This is a genomic window from Streptomyces sp. NPDC051582, assembly GCF_040681715.1.
In the GTDB taxonomy this organism is placed as follows: domain Bacteria; phylum Actinomycetota; class Actinomycetes; order Streptomycetales; family Streptomycetaceae; genus Streptomyces.
In genome coordinates this window covers 1-1,149 of record NZ_JBFAZJ010000110.1, presented here as the reverse complement: position 1 = coordinate 1,149, position 1,149 = coordinate 1, and the positions used below count along the sequence as shown (strand labels likewise).

The 1,149-nt window shown below is 68.1% G+C and carries 1 protein-coding gene; it reads right to left on the bottom strand.

Annotation, left to right across the window (positions count from 1 at the left end):
- Positions 1–54: 54 nt before the first annotated feature.
- A complete protein-coding gene (locus AB0M92_RS39290) occupies positions 55–927 on the bottom strand; it encodes a hypothetical protein (protein WP_366107197.1) in 873 nt (290 codons plus the stop codon).
- Positions 928–1,149 lie beyond the last annotated feature (222 nt).

The following is a 1,149-nucleotide window of genomic DNA, read 5'->3' as shown; positions in this document are numbered from 1 at the left end:
ACTTCGCCCGCCTCAAAGAGAACCGCAGACCCGGAGAGTTCTTGATCCACGACCTCATCGAACGGGCCGTCGGAGATCGCCCGGACAGGTCCTAGTAAGGCAGAGCCAGCCGATCGCTGCGGCCAGCCGGGCTTCGGGGGCCTGTGTCCGGTCCTGCCACCGCTCGCGGATCCACGAGGCGATCGGCGGCTGCGCGTCGGCGCGGGTGGTCTCGGCGGCTGCGAGGAGAAGGGCGGCACTGACTATAGCGTCGCGCTCCGTGGCAAGCCTGGTGGCGAAGGCTGTTCGGACCGTGCGCTCGGGGTCGGCGGCGGTGGCCAGAGCGTAGGCGGCATCGATGCGGATGGCGGGGTCGGGGTCGTCGAGAAGGGTCAGGAGTACCGACGCTTCGGTGGTGATCGCGGCGCGGGCGGCGGCTACCGACCAGCCTGCGGGGTAGCCGGTCACCTCCACGCCGTAGTCGTCGTAGTCGTCGAGGGCGTGGCGCCGCGGGTCGATGCGGTGGAGAAGGAACTCCTCGCGGGAGGCAACGCCGAAGTGCCGGGCGCGCGCCGGGGCGGAAAGCACTCCGAGGGCATCAGCACGGCGTGGGTGGTGGATATCTGTGGCGATGGGGATCAGAAACGGTACGGCAAGGGCGGCTGCAGCCCGGCTGTCGTTGGCACACAGGCCGCCCAGCAGACCCGTCGTGCGGCGAGCGGGCCCGTCGCCAGCGTGCAGCAGGTGAACGGCCTCCCGGACATCGTGCCCGTGCGGAAAGTTTCCCCACGGGACAGCGTCGAGGAGGAACCCGCGCCTAACCTCGGGCCGCATGTCGGCCACCACCGCCCGCACATCGAACACGCCGTCCACGAACGAGGCCAGATCCGCCCCGTCCACCAGCGCACGGCACATCGCGAACGTCGGATCGGTCTGCCAGTCCTCCACACCACACCCCCACCATCGGATCCCCAGGGATTGGATCATGCCTTCCCCAAGCCGCACCCCAGTGGCCCGGCTGCACGGCGCCAACTCAAATACTCAGCACGACAAGTCCAGTGCTCATTGGGCAGATCTAGTAGTGCTTTGTTAGCTGGTCTTGTCACGGTCGGTGTTTGGTAGTTCGCTGCTGGTATGAGGGCGGGTGAGCTTGCTGAGTGTCGGGGTCGG